This is a genomic window from Rhodobacter maritimus (genome assembly GCF_058747975.1).
Map to the genome: position 1 here is coordinate 3,459,333 of NZ_CM179095.1, position 21,243 is coordinate 3,480,575.

The 21,243-nt window shown below is 65.4% G+C and carries 22 protein-coding genes; 10 read left to right on the forward strand and 12 right to left on the reverse strand.

The features are described from left to right. Window positions 1-3: 3 nt before the first annotated feature. Entirely contained in the window at window positions 4-1,005 is a 1,002-nt protein-coding gene (dctP, locus tag AC4PTO_RS17210) for a TRAP transporter substrate-binding protein DctP (protein ID WP_492730601.1), read from the reverse strand. A 287-nt stretch (window positions 1,006-1,292) separates the two neighbouring features. On the opposite strand from dctP, the gene aroQ reads away from it, so the two are divergent. The 4 genes from aroQ (at window position 1,293) to AC4PTO_RS17230 (ending at window position 5,777) form a co-directional block, all read left to right on the forward strand. Continuing rightward, a complete protein-coding gene (gene aroQ, locus AC4PTO_RS17215) occupies window positions 1,293-1,745 on the forward strand; it encodes a type II 3-dehydroquinate dehydratase (RefSeq protein WP_492730602.1) in 453 nt (150 codons plus the stop codon). Next, complete coding sequence (locus AC4PTO_RS17220; RefSeq protein ID WP_492730604.1) at window positions 1,742-2,773, forward strand: Gfo/Idh/MocA family protein; 1,032 nt, start codon at window positions 1,742-1,744, stop codon at window positions 2,771-2,773. Before aroQ ends, AC4PTO_RS17220 begins: the two co-directional genes overlap by 4 nt. A gap of 88 nt (window positions 2,774-2,861) precedes the next feature. Further along, the gene (locus AC4PTO_RS17225; protein WP_492730606.1) at window positions 2,862-3,800 is read left to right on the forward strand and encodes an AEC family transporter; all 939 of its coding nucleotides are present in this window, start codon (window positions 2,862-2,864) and stop codon (window positions 3,798-3,800) included. A gap of 144 nt (window positions 3,801-3,944) precedes the next feature. Then, window positions 3,945-5,777 (forward strand): bifunctional sugar phosphate isomerase/epimerase/4-hydroxyphenylpyruvate dioxygenase family protein, encoded by a 1,833-nt coding sequence (locus AC4PTO_RS17230; RefSeq protein ID WP_492730609.1) that lies wholly within the window; start codon window positions 3,945-3,947, stop codon window positions 5,775-5,777. Window positions 5,778-5,784: 7 nt separating this feature from the next. On the opposite strand, the gene AC4PTO_RS17235 is transcribed toward AC4PTO_RS17230, so the two are convergent. Then, on the reverse strand, window positions 5,785-6,372 hold the full coding sequence (locus tag AC4PTO_RS17235) for a TetR/AcrR family transcriptional regulator (protein WP_492730611.1): 588 nt from the start codon (window positions 6,370-6,372) through the stop codon (window positions 5,785-5,787). Between the two features lie 275 nt (window positions 6,373-6,647). Between AC4PTO_RS17235 and AC4PTO_RS17240 the strand changes: the two genes are divergently transcribed. The 4 genes from AC4PTO_RS17240 to AC4PTO_RS17255 all read left to right on the forward strand — a co-directional run bounded on the left by AC4PTO_RS17240 (window position 6,648) and on the right by AC4PTO_RS17255 (window position 11,544). After that, a complete protein-coding gene (locus AC4PTO_RS17240; RefSeq protein ID WP_492730613.1) occupies window positions 6,648-7,706 on the forward strand; it encodes an HlyD family secretion protein in 1,059 nt (352 codons plus the stop codon). A gap of 66 nt (window positions 7,707-7,772) precedes the next feature. After that, window positions 7,773-9,272, forward strand: a complete 1,500-nt coding sequence (locus AC4PTO_RS17245; protein ID WP_492730615.1) for a DHA2 family efflux MFS transporter permease subunit — start codon at window positions 7,773-7,775, stop codon at window positions 9,270-9,272. A 137-nt stretch (window positions 9,273-9,409) separates the two neighbouring features. Beyond that, window positions 9,410-11,011 (forward strand): MFS transporter, encoded by a 1,602-nt coding sequence (locus tag AC4PTO_RS17250; RefSeq protein ID WP_492733679.1) that lies wholly within the window; start codon window positions 9,410-9,412, stop codon window positions 11,009-11,011. Between the two features lie 101 nt (window positions 11,012-11,112). Continuing rightward, window positions 11,113-11,544 (forward strand): PACE efflux transporter, encoded by a 432-nt coding sequence (locus tag AC4PTO_RS17255; RefSeq protein WP_492730617.1) that lies wholly within the window; start codon window positions 11,113-11,115, stop codon window positions 11,542-11,544. 24 nt (window positions 11,545-11,568) lie between these two features. Here AC4PTO_RS17255 and AC4PTO_RS17260 read toward each other — a convergent pair whose 3' ends face one another. Continuing rightward, window positions 11,569-12,873, reverse strand: a complete 1,305-nt coding sequence (locus AC4PTO_RS17260) for a D-amino acid dehydrogenase (protein ID WP_492733681.1) — start codon at window positions 12,871-12,873, stop codon at window positions 11,569-11,571. Window positions 12,874-13,144: 271 nt separating this feature from the next. On the opposite strand from AC4PTO_RS17260, the gene AC4PTO_RS17265 reads away from it, so the two are divergent. Then, a complete protein-coding gene (locus tag AC4PTO_RS17265; protein WP_492730619.1) occupies window positions 13,145-13,975 on the forward strand; it encodes an HTD2 family dehydratase in 831 nt (276 codons plus the stop codon). Between the two features lie 12 nt (window positions 13,976-13,987). Here AC4PTO_RS17265 and AC4PTO_RS17270 read toward each other — a convergent pair whose 3' ends face one another. Genes AC4PTO_RS17270 through AC4PTO_RS17280 form a run of 3 tightly spaced genes read right to left on the reverse strand, consistent with a single transcriptional unit; the run spans window position 13,988 to window position 16,397 of the window. Further along, window positions 13,988-14,638: an HAD family hydrolase gene (locus tag AC4PTO_RS17270; RefSeq protein WP_492730621.1), complete on the reverse strand. Its 651-nt coding sequence runs from the start codon at window positions 14,636-14,638 to the stop codon at window positions 13,988-13,990. Next, window positions 14,635-15,198, reverse strand: coding sequence for a 16S rRNA (guanine(966)-N(2))-methyltransferase RsmD (rsmD, locus tag AC4PTO_RS17275; RefSeq protein WP_492730623.1), 564 nt, complete (start codon window positions 15,196-15,198; stop codon window positions 14,635-14,637). The genes AC4PTO_RS17270 and rsmD overlap by 4 nt, the downstream gene beginning before the upstream one ends. Next, the gene (locus tag AC4PTO_RS17280; protein ID WP_492730625.1) at window positions 15,195-16,397 is read right to left on the reverse strand and encodes an NAD(P)/FAD-dependent oxidoreductase; all 1,203 of its coding nucleotides are present in this window, start codon (window positions 16,395-16,397) and stop codon (window positions 15,195-15,197) included. The genes rsmD and AC4PTO_RS17280 overlap by 4 nt, the downstream gene beginning before the upstream one ends. An 80-nt stretch (window positions 16,398-16,477) precedes the next feature. Between AC4PTO_RS17280 and AC4PTO_RS17285 the strand changes: the two genes are divergently transcribed. Next, on the forward strand, window positions 16,478-16,966 hold the full coding sequence (locus tag AC4PTO_RS17285) for a peroxiredoxin (RefSeq protein WP_492730627.1): 489 nt from the start codon (window positions 16,478-16,480) through the stop codon (window positions 16,964-16,966). Window position 16,967: 1 nt separating this feature from the next. On the opposite strand, the gene AC4PTO_RS17290 is transcribed toward AC4PTO_RS17285, so the two are convergent. The 6 genes from AC4PTO_RS17290 to fliF all read right to left on the reverse strand — a co-directional run bounded on the left by AC4PTO_RS17290 (window position 16,968) and on the right by fliF (window position 21,224). Then, entirely contained in the window at window positions 16,968-17,549 is a 582-nt protein-coding gene (locus AC4PTO_RS17290; RefSeq protein WP_492730629.1) for a glutathione S-transferase family protein, read from the reverse strand. A 34-nt stretch (window positions 17,550-17,583) separates the two neighbouring features. Next, window positions 17,584-17,943, reverse strand: coding sequence for a 4a-hydroxytetrahydrobiopterin dehydratase (locus AC4PTO_RS17295; protein WP_492730631.1), 360 nt, complete (start codon window positions 17,941-17,943; stop codon window positions 17,584-17,586). An 87-nt stretch (window positions 17,944-18,030) separates the two neighbouring features. Further along, a complete protein-coding gene (fliP, locus tag AC4PTO_RS17300) occupies window positions 18,031-18,747 on the reverse strand; it encodes a flagellar type III secretion system pore protein FliP (RefSeq protein ID WP_492730634.1) in 717 nt (238 codons plus the stop codon). Next, window positions 18,747-19,025: a FliM/FliN family flagellar motor switch protein gene (locus tag AC4PTO_RS17305; protein ID WP_492730635.1), complete on the reverse strand. Its 279-nt coding sequence runs from the start codon at window positions 19,023-19,025 to the stop codon at window positions 18,747-18,749. Before AC4PTO_RS17305 ends, fliP begins: the two co-directional genes overlap by 1 nt. Then, the gene (locus AC4PTO_RS17310) at window positions 19,015-19,614 is read right to left on the reverse strand and encodes a FliH/SctL family protein (RefSeq protein ID WP_492730637.1); all 600 of its coding nucleotides are present in this window, start codon (window positions 19,612-19,614) and stop codon (window positions 19,015-19,017) included. The genes AC4PTO_RS17305 and AC4PTO_RS17310 overlap by 11 nt, the downstream gene beginning before the upstream one ends. After that, window positions 19,611-21,224, reverse strand: coding sequence for a flagellar basal-body MS-ring/collar protein FliF (gene fliF / locus AC4PTO_RS17315; RefSeq protein WP_492730639.1), 1,614 nt, complete (start codon window positions 21,222-21,224; stop codon window positions 19,611-19,613). The genes AC4PTO_RS17310 and fliF overlap by 4 nt, the downstream gene beginning before the upstream one ends. Window positions 21,225-21,243 lie beyond the last annotated feature (19 nt).

The following is a 21,243-nucleotide window of genomic DNA, read 5'->3' on the forward strand; positions in this document are numbered from 1 at the left end:
GGCTCAGTTCCCAAGCTCGTTGATGCGCTCCAGCATGCCCTCGGGCCAGTCCTTGGCGTAATCCGAGGCCAGATACTCTGCCTGCACATGGTCGCGGAAGGCGGCCACATCGGGTTCGTAGATCTTCAGGCCCTGATCGGTCAGGAAGCTGACCAGCTCTTCTTCCTTCTTGAGCTGCACCTGACGGGCGATTTCGGCGGCCTCTTCGGCGGCCTGCACCACGGTGGCCTGCTGCTCGGGGGTCAGCGAATCGAAGACCGATTTCGAGAAGGCGACATAGTTCAGGTCAACCAGGTGCGAGGTCAGCACGATCTGCTTTGTCACCTCGTAGAACTTGGAATCGACGACGGTCGGCAGCGGGTTGTCCTGCCCGTCGATCGCACCGGTCTGGAGGCCGGTATAAACCTCGCCGAAGGCCATCGGTACGGGGCTTGCGCCAAGGGCCGCCCCAAGGAATTGCCATGCATCCGTGCCCGGCATCCGCAGCTTGACGCCCGCCAGGTCGGCCGGGGTCTTCACTTCCTGGTCGCCGCGCAGGTTCAGCTGGCGTTTGCCCAGATACATCACGGCCAGCAGCTTCACGTTCAGCTCGTCCTCGGCCTTCTGCTTCAGCGGGTCCATCACCGGATCGTTGAAGACCTTGACCTGATGTTCGGCCGACTGGTGCACATACCCCGCCGTCAGGATCGAGAATTCCGGAAAGAAGGTGGCCAGTTCCTGCGCAGAGGTGATCGCCATTTCAAGGTTGCCGCGCGCGATGGCCTCAAGCTCGGTAGCCTGCTTGAACAGCGTGCCGTTGTAATGCGGCTCATACTCGGCGAATTCGGAAACCGCGGGGCCGAAGGTTTCGGCAAGTGCGATGGTGCGCGAGTCGCTTTCGGTCGCAACGGTTGCCATGCGCAGCTTGATCTTGTCCTGTGCGAAAGCGGCTTGTGTGCCAAGCGCAAGTGTCGCGACGGCAGCGGTCGCCGCTAGCAGGCTGCGGCGGGTGATGGACGTGGTCATGGGGCTCCTCCCTCAATCCGGTGGTCGATTCCTCCTCCGAGGATGGCGACAAACTGACGGATTCGCGGACATCTGTCCAGAAAATATCTTACATCTATAAATTTAATGATCCAATTCATTCATAAGAAGTAATTATTGAAATAATCAATTATTCTGTTTCGATCAGTTTTTGATTGGCGTAAACAGTGCAACGTGGCAACGATTCCCGCGATCAGACGGGGCCTTTGTCGCAAAGGCGCGGTTTTCGCCCCGCCCTTCGGGGAATCATGAAGACGACGGAGGATGCAATGACGACCAGCAAGACGATCTACATACTCAACGGCCCCAACCTGAACCTGCTGGGTCAGCGCCAGCCGGAGATCTACGGATACGACACCCTTGCCGATATCGAGCGCAACTGCGCCGCGGTCGCCGCCGAAAGGGGCTTTGAGGTGAAGCTGTTCCAGTCCAACCACGAAGGCGTGGTGATCGACACGATCCACGAGGCCCGCCAGGCTGCCTGCGGCATTGTCATCAACCCCGGCGCGTTTACCCATACCTCGGTGGCGATCTTCGATGCGCTTAACACCTTCGAGGGTCCGGTGATCGAGTGCCACATCTCGAATGTGCACAAGCGCGAGGCGTTCCGCCATCACTCCTATGTCTCGCTGCGGGCCGATGGCGTTCTGGCCGGGCTTGGCGTCGAAGGGTATGAGCTGGCCACGCGCCGTATCTGTTCGCTTTGCGGCCCCGCGAAATGACCGACGTGAGATTTGCCGTTGCCGGTGCGGGCCTGATCGGGCGGCGCCATGTCGAGGCAATCGGAATCGCGCAAGGGGCGGCGGTTTCAGCCATCGTCGATCCGGCGCCGGGCGCGGCCGATTATGCCCAGGGCCTTGGCGTGCCGCATTTTGCCACGCTCGAGGCCTGCCTTGAGGCGCGCGTCTGCGACGGCGTGTTCCTGGCCACGCCGAACCAGATCCATGTGGCGGGCGCGCTGAGCTGCGTCGAGGCGGGCGTGCCGGTGCTTGTGGAAAAGCCGCTCGATGTGGATCTTGCCGCAGCGCGCCGTCTGATCGACCGGGCAGGCGCCGCGGGCGTTCCGGTGCTGACCGGGCACCATCGCCGCCACAACCCGCTGATCGCCGCCGCCAAGGCCGCGATCGCGGCAGGCGAGATCGGCACCCCGGTTTCGGCGCATGCGATGTTCTGGTTGATGAAGCCGGATGACTATTTCGATGTGGCGTGGCGGCGGGCGCCGGGGGCGGGACCGGTATTCCTCAACCTCATTCACGACCTTGATCTGATGCGACACCTGGTCGGCGATGTCACCTCGGTGCAGGCGATCAGCTCGAACGCGCAGCGCGGCAATGCGGTCGAGGAAACCTGCGTGATCGCTTTTGCATTCCGAAACGGAGCGCTTGGCACGGCGAATGTGTCGGACACCATCGTGGCGCCCTGGTCATGGGAGCTGACGACGGGCGAAAACCCCGCCTATCCGATGACCGGAGAGGCCTGCTACCAGATCGGCGGCACGCATGGCGCGATCGACCTGCCCTCGGGGCGGATCTGGTCGAATCCGGGCACGCGTTCCTGGTGGGAGCCGATCCAGGCAAGGATCGCGCCGCGGATCTCGGGCGATCCGCTGGTCCGGCAGGCCGAGCAGTTCGCCCGCGTCATCGCCGATGGAGAGGCGCCGCTGGTGTCCGGGCGCGAGGGGCTTCTAACGCTGGAACTGATCGACGCGGTCAGCCGTGCGGCCCGAACCGGCACCGCCGTTACGCTGTAGGCGTGCCGATGGCCTTGCGGGAAAACTGCTTCGCAGACGCCTATGCCAGGCCCCGCGCGTGTGGCCGGAAAGGGCAGAGCGTGTCCGAATGATCTCGGTCTTTCTTCTGATCCTTCCGATCTATCTGATGATCGGCCTCGGCTATGCGGCGGTGCGGTCAAACTATGTCGCGGCGTCCGAGATTCGCGGCCTTGGCGGTATCGTGCTGAAGCTGTTCATGCCCGCGATGATGTTCCTTGCGATCGCGTCCAGCCCGATCTCGCAGGTGCTTCGGTGGGATTTCATCCTTGCCTATGCAGGCGGATCGCTGACGATTTACGGGCTGGGTTTTGCAACCGCGCGCATGGCGGGCCGTTCGTTCGGGGATGCCGCGATCGAGGCGATGGGCATGGCCTGCTCGAACTCGGCCTATTTCGGGTTGCCGCTGGCGACGCTCGTGGTTGGACCGCAGGTCGCGCTTCAGGCCTTTGCCTTGGCCGTACTTGTCGAAAACCTCCTGATGATCCCGCTCGCCGTCAGCCTGTGCGAGGCCGGCCAGGGCGCGGGAACCGGCGCGATCCGCAAAGTCGCACGGGGCTTGATCAAAAGCCCGCTGTTGATCGCGGCGCTGATCGGGCTTGGATGGTCGATCTCGGGTCTTGCGATGCCGGACCCGGTGCGCGCGGTGCTGGGCATGATGGCCCCCGTGGCTGCGCCCGTCGCGCTTCTGACGATCGGGGGGACGGTAGCCGAGCTGTCGCTGCGCACGTTCGGACCGGGGGTGTTGCGGGTGGTGCCCGGCAAGCTGATCGGTCATCCGCTGGCGGTGTTTGCGGCCTTCGCGTTGGTGGGCACGGTGCCCGATCAGTTGCGCCTTGCCGGGGTGCTGACGGCGGCGGCCCCGATGTTGTCGATCTATGCGCTTTTTGGCCAGCGTTTCGGGCGCGAGGGGATGACCGCGACGGCGCTGATCGTGGCCACCGTCCTGTCTTTCGCCACCATTTCGTTCGGGCTTGTGGTTATCGGTGCAGGCTTTGATGCGGGATGAGCCGGGGCGCAGATCGCGCGACCGGGAAATCAGGTTTGCGCGGCTCCGCACCGCGCGATAGTCTCGATCCGGAGCGGGAGAACCCGCGCCCCGGATCTCGTGAAACCGGAAATCAAGCGGCGGCCGGCCGCAGGGGATACACATATGGTGCGCGCGATTTCGTCGATCTCCTTCTCGGGTCAGCTTGAGGACAAGATCGAGGCCGCCGCCGCCGCCGGTTTCGATGCGATCGAGATCTTCCGCGAGGATATCATAGGCTTCGACGGCCCGCCCGAGGACATCCCGGCCTTCGCGCAACGCGCCGGGATCGGCATCCTGTCGCTGCAAAGCCTGCGCGATTTCGAAGCGCTGAGCGGAGAGGCGCGTGCCGCCGCTTTCCGGCGGGCCGAGCGGTTTCTGGATCTGGCCGTGCGGATCGGCGCGCCGATGCTGATCGTATGCGCCAATACCCGCCCCGACACGCTGGACGATCCCGCCTGTGCCGCGGCGGATCTGGCCGAACTGGCCGGGCTTGCCCGTGCACGGGGTCTGAGGCTGGGATATGAGGCGCTTGCGATTTCGGCCCATGTCAACACGGTCGGCGCGGCATGGGAGGTCGTGCGCCGCGTGGATGCCGACAACCTGGGCCTTGTGATCGGAGCCGTGCATCTTTTCGCGATGGATGCGGGGGCCGAGGTTCTTGCCGGGATCGCGCCGGAACGCATCGCGCTTGTGCATCTGGCCGATGCCCCGACGACGCGGATCGACCGGGCATTGCTGACGCAATCCTTCCGGCTGTTTCCGGGGCAGGGAACACTGCCTGTCGCGGCGCTTTACGCCCGGCTTCGCACGCTTGGCTATGATGGTCCGATGTCGATCGAGATCTTTAACGACCAGATCCGTGCGCTGCCCCCCGGCCAGATCGCAAGCGACGGGATGCGTGCGTTTCACTTTCTGGACGATGCGCGGCAGAACGTGCTTTCACCGCGCTCGGACCTGGTGGCAACGGCGTTTGTGGAATTCACCGCACAGGGCGAGGACGCGGCCGAGCTGGTCGGGCTTTTGCAGGCAATGGGATTTGTCTGCACCCACAAGGCCGGGGCTGCGGCGCTGTGGCGGCAGGGTGATGCCTGCATCGTGGTGAACGACGCCGATCAGGGATTGGCCCATTCGATCTATCTGTTGCAGGGGCTTTCGGTCTCGGGGCTGGGGCTTGTCGTCGATGATCTCGACATCCTTGACCGCCGCATCGGTCTGTTCCACGGCGAGCGGGTCGCCGACAGGTCGGAACCGCCCTATGGCCTGCCGGTGCTGCGCGGGCCGGGGGGATCGGTCTTCTACCTGGCCTCGGGCGGGATAGAAACCGCGCCGGGTTTCTCTGCCTTCGTTCCCACCGGGCAGGTGGCTGGCCGTGGCCTGCTGCGGATCGACCACTGCGCACAGGCACTGCAACCCAATCTGTTCCTTTCGGGCCTCCTATTCTATCGCGCGATCTTCGACATGCGCTCGGCCGAAATCCGTGACGTTCTGGACCCCCATGGCACGGTGCATTCGCGCACCATGGAGAACGACAGCGGTGCGGTGCGCTTCTCGCTCAACGCGAGTTTCGGAGCGGGCACGACGACGCAGCGGTTCCTTGGCAAATCGGGCTTCGCACCCTGGCATCATGTGGCCTTCCTGACCGACGACATCTTCGCCTTTGCCGAAAGGATGTCGCCCGGCGATCTGTTGCAGGTGCCCGCGAATTACTACGAAGACCTCGTGCTGCGCTTCGATATCGGTGCCGATCTAGTGGACCGGATGCGCGCGCTTGGCATCCTCTACGACCGCGATTCAGAAGGCGAGTATTTCCAGATCTACACGCGCAGCCTCAACGGCTTTTTCTTCGAGATCGTGGAGCGGCGCGGCTATGTCGGGATGGGGGCGCCGAACGCCCCCGTACGGATGCTGGCCCAGTTGCGCGAAATCGAGGCCGAGGACGCACTGCACCTGATGTAGATTCCGGTCAGCCCCGGCGATAGGCCGCCAGGAACATGTCGACCGCGCTACGGACATTGGCGGCAAGCAGGGCTGGATCGGGGGGGGCGGGAAGCTTGCCGAACAGGCGCTGACGCCACAGGCCGGCGGTCGACAGCTCGATTAGCTGGGACGCAGCAAGCGCAATATCCGGAATGGCCAGCGTGCCTTCGGCAACCTCGCGTTCCAGCAGTCGCAGAAGCGGTCGTTGCGCGCGTCCGGCACCGCCTTCGTAAAAGCGCACACTCAGTTCGGGCTTGCGTTCCGACAGCGCGACGATGGTACGCTGAGTGCGGATCACTGCATCCGAGCACAGGATCCCGGCCAGATAGGAGGCATAGCGGACAAGCTTCTGTTCGAGGGGCGCGTCATCCTCAAGCCAGTGGTCGGAATCCTTGAAAAGCCTTTCGCGCTCTTGTTCGACGAGGGCTTCGAACAGCGCTTCCTTGTCGGTGAAATAAACATAGAGCGTGCTTTTCGACACGGCTGCGGTACGGCAGATGTCATTCATGCTTGCCGCATCGAAGCCGGTTTCCAGAAAGACCTTCGAGGCGCCGTCAAGAATGCGCGCGCGCATTGCCGGATCGGCCCCGGCAGGATGTCGGCGGGGCGCAGAGACGGCCGCAGTTTCGGATTCGGCGGTATTCATAGTGTGACACTAATCGAACCGCTCGGTTCGATAAAGTCTTGAATTACGTATCCGGGCGCGTTATCTACCCCGGATCGAACCGATTGGTTCGATCAACAGCGACAACCGGAATCAACGCCATGTCACGCCACGAACGCCTTCGGTCAGACGTAACCGCGCGGGCAGCCGACAGCCCGGATCGACCCGCAGCCATAAAGCACTATGTGCCGAAGCTGAGGCGCCTGAAGCTGGCGGGGCTGGGTCTTGCGGGGCTGCTGGCGCTTGGCCTGGGCGGCTGGTCGGGCGCCCAGTGGTGGACAACGGGCCGGTTCATGGAAAAAACAGACGATGCCTATGTTGCCGCGAATATCACGCTGATCAGCAGCCGCGTTCAGGGCTATGTCGCCGAAATTGCCGTGGCCGAAAATGCGTCGGTCAAGGCGGGTGACGTGCTGGTGCGGTTGGATGACGGCGATTACCGTATCGCGCTGCAAACCGCTGAAAGCCGGGTGACGACGGCGGGCGAAAGACTGGCGCGCATCGACGCGCAGTCCGAAGCCGCGCGCGCAGCCGTTGCGCAGGCGCGCGCGATGCAGGATATGGCGCAGGCCCAGTTGCAGCTTGCCCGCACGAATGCCGAGCGGTCCGCCCGGCTGGTCGCAGGCGAGATTGCCGCGCAATCCACGCTCGACGATGCGACCGAAAAGCTTGATACCGCGCGCGCGACACTGGCCAATGCCGATGCCGCGCTTGCCAGTGCCCAGGCACAGGTGGAAGTGCTGAAGGCAGAACGCGCCGAGGCCGAAGGCACGCGCGAAGAGCTGAAACTTGCCCAGGCACAGGCCCACCGGAACCTTGACCTGACGGTGCTACGCGCGCCGGTGGATGGCACGCTGACCAATGTGACGCTGGAGCTTGGCGATCTTGTGGTGCCCGGCGCCCGTCTGGCGGCGCTGGTTCCCAGAGACGGGCTTTATATCGAGGCGAACTTCAAGGAAACCCAGATAGCCGGCATTGTCTCTGGAGCCCCTGTTCACATGAGCTTCGATGCGCTGCCCGATACAGCCTTCGAAGGTCGTGTCGCCTCGCTCGCGCCGGCGACCGGCTCGGTCTTTTCGCTACTGCCGCCCGACAATGCCACGGGCAACTTCACCAAGATCGTGCAGCGCGTGCCCGTCCGGATCGAGATTCCCGCCGACGCGATCGCCACCGGCGCGCTGCGCGCGGGGCTGTCGGCCGTGGTCGAGGTCGACACCCGCGCTGCGGCGCGGCCTGCGGGGTAGCCTGCCGTGGCAAGCCCTGCCCCACCTGCCGCGCCTCAACTGACGTCGCGGCGTGTTGCGGCCTTCATGGTCATGGTCTTCGGCATGTTCATGGCGATTCTGGATATCCAGATCGTCTCGGCATCGTTGCCCGACATTCAGGCGGGTCTCGGCGCCAGCCGGGACGAGATCAGCTGGGTGCAGACCAGCTATCTGATCGCCGAGGTGGTGATGATCCCGCTGTCGGGATTCCTGGCGCGGATGATGTCCACGCGGATCCTGTTCACGCTGTCGGCGGCGGGTTTTACCCTGACGAGCCTTATGTGCGCGCTGTCCGGCAGCATCAACGAGATGATCTTGTGGCGTGGGCTTCAGGGCTTTCTGGGCGGGGGCATGATCCCTTCGGTCTTTGCCGCTGCCTACACGATCTTTCCGCCCTCGAAGCGTAATGTCGTTTCGCCGATCATCGGGTTGATCGCCACGCTGGCCCCGACGGTGGGCCCGACCATCGGCGGCTACCTGAGCCATGCGATGTCCTGGCATTGGTTGTTTCTCGTCAATGTCGGCCCCGGTATCGCGGTCACGGTCGCGGCCTTGCTGCTGATCGATTTCGATCGTCCGAACTGGCGGCTGTTCGACCGTTTCGACTGGTGGGGGCTGCTTGCGCTTGCGTCCTTTCTGGGCGGGCTTGAATTCGTGCTGGAAGAGGGACCGTCGAACGATTGGTTCGACGATCATCTTGTGGCGATCATGACAGCGGTGATGCTGGCGGGCGCGATTGCCACCTTCTGGCGCGCCTTCACGCGGGATGAGCCGATCGTGGATTTCTCGGCCTTTGCCAATACCAATTTCGCGGTCGGCTCGGTGTTCAGTTTCGTGATGGGGATCGGGCTTTATGGGCTGACCTATCTTTACCCGCTCTATCTTTCGTCGATCCGGGGCTATGACAGCCTGATGATCGGGGAGACGGTGTTCGTCTCGGGGTTTGCGATGTTCTGCACCGCGCCGGTGGCCGGGATGCTGGCCTCCAGGATCGACTTGCGCATGATGCTGCTGATCGGCTTTGCCGGATTTGCACTGTCGACATGGATGCTGACCGGCATGACCGCCGAATGGGATTTCCACGAGCTGGTCTGGCCACAGATCATCCGCGGCATGTCGTTGATGCTGTGCATGGTTCCGATCAACAACCTTGCGCTGGGGACCATGACGCCGGACAAGATCAAGGGGGCCTCGGGCCTTTACAACTTGATGCGCAACCTGGGCGGCGCGGTCGGGCTTGCGGTCATCAACACGCTTTTGTCGAACCGGGGTGATCTGCACTATGCGAGGCTGGCCGAAAAGCTGACCTGGGCCAATGACGAGGCGCTGCGTCAGCTGGATGCGATGGCGGCCAATCTGGCCGCGCACGGCCTTGACGCCAAGACCGGCGCGCTTGCGCAAATGGCCATGCGGGTCCAGGGGCAGGCGACGGTGATGGCATTCATCGACGTCTTCCTGCTGATATGCATCCTTTTCGCGGGGCTTGGCGTGACGGCACTTTTGATGAAGACTCCGCCTGCAAGCCGGACGGTCGATGCACATTAGCACGCCCCTAGGCCGGGGCGAAAATACCGCGACAGGCGTCTGGCCACGCGGTTAGGATCGGAAGGCCGGGAAGAGAGGGGGCCGCGGTGCCGCAGACCACATCCACGCTTGCGCTGTTTCACAACCGGACTTTCCGCATGCTTTGGGTTGCGGCGCTTGCGTCTAATTTCGGCGGGCTGGTGCAGGCGGTGGGCGCGGCATGGATGATGACATCGCTGTCCTCGTCGCAAAGCATGGTGGCGCTGGTGCAATCTTCGGTCACGCTGCCGATCATGATCTTCTCGCTTGCCGCAGGGGTCTTTGCAGATAACTTCGACCGGCGCCGGGTGATGCTGGTGGCGCAGGGTTTCATGCTGGTCGTGTCGGTCGCGCTGGCCTTCATGGCCTATGAGGGGATGCTGACGCCCTGGCTGCTGCTGGGCTTCACCTTCCTGATCGGCTGCGGCACGGCGCTGCACAACCCGTCCTGGCAGGCCTCGATGGGCGATATCGTGCCGCGCGACGATCTGCCGGGGGCGGTGTCGCTGAACAGCATGGGCTTCAACATGATGCGCAGCGTCGGGCCCGCCGCGGGCGGCGCCATCGTTGCGGTGGCGGGGGCGGCGGCGGCCTTCGCGGTCAACGCGGTCAGCTATGTGGCGATCATCGCGGCCCTTCTGGCCTGGCGCCCGGCGCTGCCCGCACGGCGCCTGCCGCGCGAGGCTTTCGGCGGCGCCTTTGCCGCGGGCCTGCGCTATGTCGCGCTGTCGCCAAACCTGCTGCGGGTGATCCTGCGGGGCTTTCTGTTCGGCCTTGCCGCGGTTGCCATTCAGGCGCTCTTGCCGATCGTGGTGCGCGACCATCTTGACGGAGAGGCCTTCGTCTATGGCGTGATGCTGGGGTGCTTCGGGCTGGGCGCGGTGTTGGGCGCGCTCTTGAATGCACGGCTGCGCGCGCGATTCCGCAACGAGATCATCACCCGCATGGCGTTTATGGGCTTTGCGCTCAGCACGGCGACGCTGGCCCTTGTGGGCAATGCGGTGATCTCGGGCGCGGCGTTGCTTCTGGCGGGGATCTGCTGGGTGGTCGCCCTGTCGCTGTTCAACGTGACGATGCAGCTTTCGACGCCGCGCTGGGTCGTCGGCCGTGTGCTGGCCCTGTATCAGACGGGTGTCTTCGGCGGCATGGCGGCGGGAAGCTGGCTATGGGGCGCGCTTTCCGAGGGGTTCGGGCCGGATCGCGCGCTTCTTGGCGCCGCGGCGCTTCTGGTGATCGGCGCGCTTGCCGGAACGCGCGCGCCGCTGCCGGATTTCGGGCATCTGAACCTCGACCCGCTCAACAGGTTCAGCGAGCCGCCGCTGCGGCTTGACCTGAGTCAGCGCAGCGGCCCGATCATGATCCTTGTCGATTACGACATCGCGCAACGGGACGTGCCCGAATTCCTGGAGCTGATGAACCAGCGCCGCCGCATCCGCATTCGGGACGGGGCGCGGCAATGGGCCTTGCTGCGCGATCTGGAAGACCCCGACATCTGGACCGAGACCTATCACGTTCCGACCTGGGTCGAGTATATCCGCCACCACGAACGCCGGACCCGTGCCGATGCCGGCGTTGCGGACCGGCTGGCCGCGCTGCACAAGGGCCGGCACCCGCCCCGCGTGCACCGCATGATCGAGCGGCAGACCGTTCCAAGCCATGACGATACGCCAAGGCGTGGCCCGCAGGAAACACCCCCGCCGCCACCTGACACAGAGCTTTGACCGCCCCGCCGCCGGGCGCTATCATGCGTGGCGAAGCGAGGACGACCTCCCCCTGTTCGGGACAGCACGCCGGGACGGCCCGATGATTGCAGGGGACATCCATGCGCAGCACCGCAGACCGCATCCGTCACGCCATCAGCTTCGAGATCATCGGCCTTGTTCTTGTCACCCCGGCGGGGGCTGCGCTGTTCGACATGCCGATGCACGATATCGGCACCGTCGCTATCGTCGGGGCCACGCTCGCCACGGTTTGGAATTACATCTACAATCTGGCCTTCGATCACGCGATGCTGCGCCTTGCCGGGCATGTGCGCAAGTCGGTTGGGCTGCGCGTGCTGCATGCGCTTTTGTTCGAGGCGGGCCTGCTGGCGGGCCTCTTGCCGTTCATCGCGTGGTATCTTGGCGTGACGCTTTGGCAGGCCTTCGTGATGGACCTGTCCTTCGCGCTTTTCTACCTGGTCTATGCCTTCGGCTTCAACTGGGCCTATGACGTGGTCTTTCCCGTTCCGGCCCGTGTTCAGGGCGGCCGCTGAAGGCCGCCCCGTCCCGATCCGGTGTCAGCCGATCGCGGGCCGCATGGCGGGTGCGCGGCGCAGGGCGGGGGCGTTGCGCAGATAGCGCGCATAGCCCAGATCCGCGCTTTCGATATCGGTGGCGGTGCCGCTTACGATATCGGCCAGAACCCGGCCCGAGCCAGCCGCCATCGTCCAGCCAAGCGTGCCGTGCCCGGTATTGAGGAACAGGTTGGCCACAGGCGTCGCCCCGATGACGGGCGTTCCGTCCGGCGTCATCGGACGCAGGCCCGACCAGAACTCGGCCCGACCCTGATCGCCTGCACCGCCGAACAGATCCTCGACCGAATGGGTCAGCGTCCTGCGGCGCTTGTCCTTCAGGCTGTGATCGAAGCCCGCGATCTCGGCCATGCCGCCCACGCGGATGCGGTCGCCCAGGCGGGTGATGGCGATCTTGTGGGTCTCGTCCATGACGGTCGAGACGGGCGCGCGGCCGGCATCCACGATCGGAACGGTGATCGAATAGCCCTTGATCGGATAGACCGGCAGCTTCATCCCCAGCGGCGCCACCAGCGCGGGGGAATAGCTGCCAAGCGCCACGACGAAGGCATCGCCCGCGATCTTGCCCATAGAGGTGTCGACCGAGGCGATCCGGTCCCCGTCACGGTTCAGCCGGTCGATCGAAACGCCATAGTGGAACCGGACGCCAAGTGCCGCGGCCTTTTCGGCAAGGCCCTGCGTGAACTTGAAGCAATCGCCGGTTTCGTCCCGCGGCAAGCGCAGCCCGCCCACGATCTTGTGCCGCGCATCGCGCAGGCCCGGCTCGGTCGCAAGGCAGCCCGCGACATCGAGCACCTCGAAGGGCACGCCGCCGGCGCGCAGCACCTCGATATCCTTCGCCGCCGCATCAAGCTGTTTCTGGGTGCGGAAAAGTTGCAGCGTGCCCTGCTGGCGCTCGTCGAAGCGCAGGCCGGTTTCCGTGCGCAGATCGGTCAGGCAGTCGCGCGAATATTCGGCCAGGCGCACCATGCGCGTCTTGTTGCGCGCATAGGCGCGGGCGGTGCAGTTCCCCAGCATCTGCGCCATCCAGCGCAGCTTGGCCAGATCCGGCCGGGGCTGGACGATCAGCGGCGCATGCTCCATGAACATCCACTTGATCGCCTTGGCGGGAATGCCCGGCGCGGCCCAGGGCGAGGAATAGCCGGGGCTGATCTCGCCCGCATTGGCGTAAGAGGTCTCAAGCGCCGCGGCGGGCTGACGGTCGATCACCGTCACCTCATGCCCGGCCTTTGCAAGATACCAGGCCGATGTCACCCCGATCACGCCCGATCCCAGAACCACCACCTTCATGTCGCGCATCTCCCTGACGAAGGATTTCTCTGCGCAATCATAGGCCCGTCATCGGGCAAGTTCTTCGAGATTGATCCGGCAATATTAATGTATTGCGCAATAATATCCCGAATATGGCGCATATTTGCGAATAATTCTTCACGCGATTTTGGTGTGGCCCGGAAACCTGCGGCGCATGGGGCCGAATCCGGTGCGAATCTTCGTCCGGTTCCGGCAGGCCTGGCGCTGTGCTATGCCCGCCGGGGCAGGGCGGCATGCGGAAGGGGAAGGAATGGGCGCGTTCGACGAATGGATCGGCCGGCAGACCAGCCGGACAGAGCCGATCACCGCGCGCATGCTGCGCGAATATCACGCCACGCTTGCGGGCACCCGCGGGCCGGGGGCGGTGCTGCCGGGGTTTCACTGGTGCCTTGCGCCCGATGTGGTCGAGCCGCAGGATTTCGGCCGCGACGGCCATCCGCGCACCGGGATCTTTCTTCCCGCCCTGCCCTTGCCCCTGCGCATGTGGGCCGGCGGGGCGCTGGAGTTTCATGCGCCGTTCCAGCCCGGTGATATCGTCACGCGCCAAAGCACGATTGCAGAAGTGACCTTCAAGACCGGGCGCAGCGGGCAGCTTGGCTTTGTGACCGTCGCGCATGAATACAGTGTCGCGGGCGCCCCGCGCCTGAGCGAGCGGCAGGATATCGTCTACCGCGCGCCAGCCCCCGCCGGGCAGCCCGCCCCCGCCCCGGCCGAGGACTGGGACGCGCTGCGCCGCTGGTCCATCACCCCGACGCCGACGCTGCTGTTTCGCTATTCGGCGCTGACCTTCAACGGCCACCGCATCCATTACGACCACCCCTATGCCACCGGGGTCGAGGGGTATGACGGGCTGGTCGTGCATGGCCCGCTGCAATCGGTCTGGATGCAGAACCTTGCGGCGACCGTTCTGGGGCATTTGCCCGCGCGCTTCAGCTATCGCGGGCTGGTGCCGCTGATCTGCAACCTGCCGGTCACGATCGAGGCGCGGCAGGCCGGGGGCGGGCTGGACCTGCGGGTCCGCCGCGACGATGACGGCGTGGTGACGATGCAGGCCCGCGCCGAGGATCCGAACCTTGCCTGAGCGCCCGCGCTGTCACAGGCCCAGAAGTCCGGGCACCGCGCGCATCGAGGCGAAAAGCTCGGCCCCTTCGGCGGCAAGTCGGGGATGGGCGCCCTGCGGGGCATAGCCCAGGCAGCGCATCCCCGCCGCGCGCGCGGCCCGCGCGCCGGTGGGGCTGTCTTCGATCACCACGCAATGCGCCGGATCGGCACCAAGCGCGTGCGCGGCATAGAGGTAAAGGCCGGGATCGGGCTTCGGACAGCCAAGCTCCTGCCCCGAGAAAAGCCGCCCCCTCAGCCGGGCGAGGATGCCCGGGTGCTGGCCAAGCGTGGCCTGCATCTTGGCCTGGCGCCCGTTCGAGCCGACGGCATAGCCGATCCCCGCCGCATCCAGCGCATCCAGCAATTCGGGAATGCCGTCGATCAGCGGCGCATTGCCCGCAAGGCGGGCATAAAGCCGGGTGTAATAGGTCTCGACCCAATCTTCGGGCAGGCTTGCACCCATGCCGCGGGCGGTCTGCGCGACGCCCTCGATCGTGCCGCCGATGAACAGGGCCTCCATCTCGTGCGGATCAAGCGGCAGGCCATGCGCGGCAAGCTCTTCGCCCAGAAGGGCGAAGGTTGCGGGCTCGCTGTCGACCAGAACCCCGTCGCAATCGAACAGAACAGCGGCGGGCCGGTTCATTGCGGCATCCTGAGCAGGGTCACGACCGTGTCGCCATATCTGCGCTGGTCGATCTGTTGCAGCGGTGCGGGCGGCGCGGGGGGGGCGCTTTCCTCCCATACCACGGTTGCGCCGGGCGCGATCCACCCCCCTTCGAGGCATGAGGCAAGCGCGGCCTCGCCCAGGGCCTTGCCATAGGGCGGGTCAAGGAAGATCAGCCCGTAGCCGGGGCCGCGATTGGGCCCCATCCGCGTGGCATCGCGGCGCCAGACATCGCTGACCCCCATGGCGCGCATCTTCTCGATGTTCTGGCGCAAAAGCGCGCGCGCCGCCGCGCCGTCATCGACAAAGGCCACCCGTGCCGCGCCGCGCGACAGGGCCTCAAGGCCAAGCGCGCCGGTTCCGGCGAACAGGTCCAGCACGCGCGCGCCGGGCACCGGATTGCCATGCGTGCCGTTGATCAGAAGGTTGAAGATGGATTCGCGCACGCGGTCGGTGGTGGGGCGCAGATGGGCGGCGGCATCGCCCTCGCCCAGCTCGGCCAGTTTCAGGCCGCGCCGCTCGCCTCCGATGATCCTCATTTCAACAGGGCCTTCAGGTCGCTTTGCGGATCGCCGATCCCCTCGGGCGCGGGCGATTTTCCGGCCTCGATCAGGCGCTTGCCGATCATGTAGGCGCGCGCGTCGTTCAGCGCATCCACCGCGATCAGCCTCTCGTCGCGGTAATACCAGAAGGACAGCCCGTCGTCCTGCCGGGTGATGACGCGGGAATAGCCGCTGTTCAGCCCCGCGATCTGCAACTTGGTATCGAACTGGTCCGACCAGAACCACGGCCGGGGGTGATAGTCCTGCCCCGCGCCCAGCATGTTGGCCGCGACCAGCTCGGCCATGTCGATGGCGTTGCCCACGCTTTCCAGCCGGATGCGGCCCTCGGGGCCGGGGAATGAGGCGCAATCCCCCGCCGCCCAGATCGCCGGGTCAGAGCTTTGCCCCATGGCGTTCACCGCGATCCCGTTGTCGATGGCAAGGCCCGCGGCCTCGGCAAGCGCGGTGGCCGGGGCTATGCCGATCCCGACGATCACCACATCGGCCGGAACATGGCGGCCATCGGCCAGGTCGGCGCCGGTGACATGGGTGGTTCCGGTCAGCCGCGCAAGCCCCGTGCCTTCAAGGATCGTCACGCCGTGGCCCTCATGCAGGGCGCGGATCGCGTCGGCCGTCCCGGCGCAGGCCACGCGGCCAAGGATGCGCGGCGCGGCCTCGATCAGCGTGACCGACAGCCCCAGCTTGCGTGCGACGGCCGCCGCCTCAAGCCCGATATAGCCGCCGCCCACCACGACAAGGCGCGCGCCCGGAACCAGCGCGGGGGCCATCGCATCCACATCGGCAAGGGTGCGCACCACATGCACGCCGGGCAGCGCGCCGCCGATCGCTTCGGGCAGGCGGCGCGGCGTGGCGCCGGTGGTCAGGGCAAGCCGCGCATATTCCACGCTCTCGCCCGAGCCGAGCCGGACCCGCCTTGCCGCCCGGTCGATTTCGGTCACCCGCGTGCCGGTGCGCAGCTCGATCCCCTGGGCGGCCCAGAAGTCGTCGGCGCGCAGCGTCAGGCGTTCCAGCGGCATTTCGCCCAGAAGATAGGCCTTGGACAGCGGCGGGCGCTGATAGGGGGGCACGGGCTCTTCGCCAAGGATCGTCAGCTTCCCCGCAAATCCAAGCCCGCGCAGCTTGGCGGCCATGGATGCCGCCGCCTGGCCGCCGCCGATGATGACAATCCCGCTCATATGCCGCTTCCCTCTGGTCGTTTCCGTGCCGAACCCTATATCCTGCCCGCATCGAAGCGCAACGCGACAGGGAGACTGCGATGACGATTTCAACTGGGGCCAGGTTGCCCGAAGCGACACTTTTGACCATGGGCGGGAACGGGCCGGAATCCGTTGCCCTTTCGTCCCGGCTTGATGGCCGCAAGGTGGTGATCTTCGGCCTGCCCGGCGCCTATACCGGCACATGTTCCACCGCGCATGTGCCCAGCTTCATGCGCACCCGTGCGCAATTTGCCGAAAAAGGTGTGGATGAGGTGATCTGCGTCTCCGTCAACGACCCCTTCGTGATGAAGGCCTGGGGCGAGGCGACCGGCGCGACCGCAGCGGGCATCACCATGCTGGGCGATGCCGGTGGCGAATTCACCAAGGCGATCGGCATGGATTTCACCGCCCCTGCCGTGGGGCTTTTTGACCGCTCGGCGCGCTATGCGATGCTGGTCGAGGATGGCGTGGTGAAGGTTCTGCACCGCGAAGAATCCCCCGGCGTCTGCGAGGTCTCGGGCGGAGAGGCGCTTCTGGCCGCGATCTAGCTCAGCCGATGGCGCGCCCGAAGGCCGGGCGCGCCGCAAGCCTGTCGCGGTAAGCCTCGAAGGCGGGGCGCGTCGGCAAGGAGCCGAATTGCAGGCCCCAGGCGATATGTGAACCGACATAGACATCGGCCGCGGTGAACCGACCGCCCGCGATGAAATCATCCCGGCCCAGCTTTTGTTCCAGCGCGCCGATCACGCTATCGAAATCGCCGTAGCCGACCATCTGGCGCCGCTCCGGCGGGGGTTCAATTCCAAGAGCGCGCGCGGTGACGGCGGCTTCGAGGGGGCCGGCGGCGAAGAACATCCAGCGGTAATATTCGGCCCGCTCGTGGGGGCGGGGGGCAAGGCCGGCCTCGGGAAAACGCTCTGCCAGCCAGGCGCAGATCGCGGCGACCTCGGTCACCACGGTGTCGCCCTCGGTCAGGACGGGCACCTTGCCCATGGGGTTGAGCGCAAGGAAATCGGGTGTGCGCATCGGTGCGCCGTAATCCAGCTCGATCATCTCGCATTCAGCCCCGGTCTCCTCGACCATCCATTGTGCGATCCGCCCGCGCGAGCGCTGGTTGGTATAAAGCGTCAGCATCGTGTTTTCCCTTTCGGCAAGGCAGGCATGGCGATCAGCGCGCGTGCAGTTTGCACAGGCATTCGACGGGTTCGGAATGATCCTTCTGCACCGTCGCCGCGCCAGCCAGCTTGTCGATGGCGCGGGCAAGTTCGATGTCCTGCATGCTCAGCCCGTCGCAGTGATGGGTGGTCAGGGTGATGTCGACGACATTGTAGACATTGCTCCATTCCGGGTGATGGCCCATCTTTTCGGCTACCAGAGCGATGCGGGACATGAAGCCCCAAGCCTCGGAAAAACTGCGGAACTTCAGGATCTTGCGGATACCGTCGCGGTCGGGCACGCCGCCCCATCCGGTTTCGCCAAGGGCGGGCAGAAGGCTTTGTCTTTCGTTTTCGTCGAGGCGGCCGGTCATGAAACCCTCCATCAGTGGCAGAACCCCGATCATAGCGCGCCCGCGCCCTTGGGAAAGTCTCGTCGGAGAGATTTCGCCGAAGCCCCGCTACATGTAGCCCCGCACAAGCGCGTTCGAGACAAGCACCCAGCCATCCGCGACGACGAAGAAGGCCAGCTTGAAGGGCAGCGCCACGATGGCCGGCGGCACCATCATCATCCCCATCGACATCAGCACCGCCGAAACCACGAGGTCGATGATGAGGAAGGGCAGAAAGACCAGGAACCCGATCTCGAATGCGCGGGAAATCTCCGACAGCATGAAGGAAGGCACAAGGACGGAAAGCGGCGCCTCTCCGATCCCGCTGCCGGCGGCCCCGGGGCGCAGGTCAAGAAGCGTGGCGAAAGTGTCGGGATCGGTGCGCCCGGCCATGAAAAGCCGGAACGGGGCGATGCCCAGCTCGAAGGCTGCGGGCAGCTCCAGGCGCCCGGCGATCGGCGGTTCGATCCCGTTTCGCCAGCTTTCAAGGAAAACCGGCTCCATGATGAACCAGGTGAGGAAAAGCGCGAGGCTGACGATCAGCATGTTGGGCGGCGACTGTTGCAGGCCAAGCGCCTGGCGTAGGATCGACAGCACCGTGACCAGGAACGGAAAGCAGGTCACCATGATCGCAAGGCCGGGCGCCAGCCCGAGCAGGGTGATCGCGGCGATCAGCAGCATCGAGCGGCCCGCAAGGCTTTCGCCATTGCCAAGCGAAACCGTGATGTCCTGCGCGGCGGCGGGGCCCGCGCACAGCATCAGCGCAAGGAGTATGAGGCGCGCCATCACAGGCCGTTCTGCAGATCGGCGATCTCGGTCAGGCGCACGGCAAGCGGGCCATCGCCGTCCGGGTCAAGCTGGGTCAGCTCTCCGCGTGCGATCAACCTGTCGCCGACATAAAGCTCGACCGGGTCGTCGACCCTGCGGTCGAGCGGCAGCACCGAATCGCGCTTCATGCGCAAGAGGTCGCGCACGAGCGGGCGGGATTTGCCGACCGATACGGTGATTTCGATGGGAACCTGGCTGAAGGGGTTCTGCGGCACGGGGGGTTCGTCAATGCTCATCTTCGGGGGTCTCCTGCCCGGGGCGGAAGTGGTTGCGGATGGCGGCGCGGATCGCCGCGATGACGCCGTCAAGGTCGATCTCGACCCCGGTCTGTCCGAAGCGGAGGCTGGCCCGGGTCTCGGCCATCGCGGGGTCTTCGTCGAATTCGACGGGTAATCCGGTTTCCGCTGCCAGCATCTCGCGGATGCGCGGCATGCTGGCGGGATGGGCCACGATCCTTGGCGGAGCCTCTGTCAGCTTTTCGGCCAGCGGAAGCACCTGTTCCAGGACGATCGGGGCAAGCGTGTCCCGGGCCATTGCGGGCAGCACCCGCGCGGCCATTTCCACGATCAGCGGCTCGACCGAGCGCAGCAGGTGGGTGCGCGCCTCATGAAACGTGAACGAGAGTTTCTGGATGTTGCCGGCAAGTTCGCTGCGCAGCTTTCGTTCGGCATCGTCCAGCGCGGCATTCGCGTCTTCCCATCCGGCGGTATAGCCCTGCTCGAACGCGCCAAGCCGGACCTCCTCAAGCCGCGCGGGCGAAAGCGTGACATCGCTGTCAGGATCGCTGTCCTCGAAGGTTTCAAGCTTCAGAAGATGCCCGCTCATGCGGTTTCCCCTTCATCTTCCATCCAGCTGCGCAGGATCTCGACCGATTCGGACTGACGCTCTTCGATCAGGCGCTTGAGGCGAAGGACGGGGTCGTGGGTCTGGCCGCTTGCGGCCGCCGTCGCATCGAAGGTAACGGGAAGCTGACGGTCGGTGCGGCGAAGCTCGTCGGTCAGGGTGACGGGGGGCTGCGCCACATCCTCCATGTCGATCGCGCCTTCCCGCAACGCGGCGCCGCCAAGATCCCCGCCGCGGCCAAGGCGCGGCAGATCCCGCGCGGGCGGGCGCATCAGCAGCGGCCGCAGCACGAACAGCCCCAGCACAAGCGCGACCGCGCCCAGGATCACCGTCTGGATCAGTTGCATCAGGTTGATATCGGATGCGGCGAACATGCCGGCATGGGCAATCTCTCCCTGCACCGCGGCCTGTTCGAAAGGCATGGAGCGCAGCGTGATGACATCGCCGCGCGCCTCGTCGAAGCCCACGGCCGAGGCCACAAGCTCGCGCAGCGCCGACAGTTCCTCTTCGGGGCGGGCCTGCCACGAGATATTGCCGGCACCGTCGGCCACCTGAAGCCCGTCGACAAGAACCGCGACCGTCAGGCGCTTGATGCCGCCGGGGGTGCGCAACACCTCACGCGTGGTTTCGGAGACCTCGAAATTCGTCCGCTCGCGCGTTTCGGTCACGTTGCTTTGCGATTTTCCGCCATTCGCCGCATCGCCCTCGGGCAGGTTCGAGGCGACGCTGACCGCGCCGGGGCGCATCTCGTCCGACATGTCCGAACGGTCTTCGGTATCGACCGAGATCGCCACGCGCCCCTCGGGATCGAAGCGCCGCTCGGTGATCGCCTCGCGTTCCGACACGGTTTCCAGCGAAACCTCGACCACCGCATTGCCATAGCCTACGCGCGCCTCAAGCAGCCTTTCGACATTGTTCCGGATCTCGACGGCGCGGTCATTGGCCGGCCCGGCCTCTTCCCCGGTGCCGATCAGCGCCCCGTTTCCGTCGATGATGGAAACATCCTCCGGCGACATGCCCGAGACTGCCGAGGCCACAAGAAATTTCAACGCCTTGGCCCGCGGCGCCGCAAGGCTTCCGGCCGCGGTGACCACCGTGACCGAGGCGGTCGGGCGCAGATCCTTGCGGAACGGCTGGCCGGAGGGGGTGGCGATATGCACGCGGGCCGAACGGATGCCGGGGCTGGAAACGATCGTGCGTGCCAGTTCCCCCTCTTTCGCGCGCCAATAGGCGGCGTCGAACCTCTGCGAGGTGGTGCCGAAACCCGTCAGCGAATCAAGCAGCTCATACCCCATGCTGCCGGCGGCGGGCAGCCCCTCGGCCGCAAGGGTCATGCGCAGCTCGTCGCGCCGCGTGCTTTCGACATAGATCGAATCGCCGCGCACCTCATAGGCCGCCCCGCGCTGTTCGAGGGCGGTGACGATCTCGCCCGCGCGGGCGCCTTCGAGGCCGGCATATAGCAATGCAAGATCGCTGCGCGAGGACATCCCCGCAAGCCACAGGATTGCGACGAATACCGAAAGCGCCGCACCGGCCGCAATCAGCCGTTTGCGAGGGTCCAATGCGCTCCATAGCGCCGATACCTGTTGCAAGACACACCTCCTTTTGGGG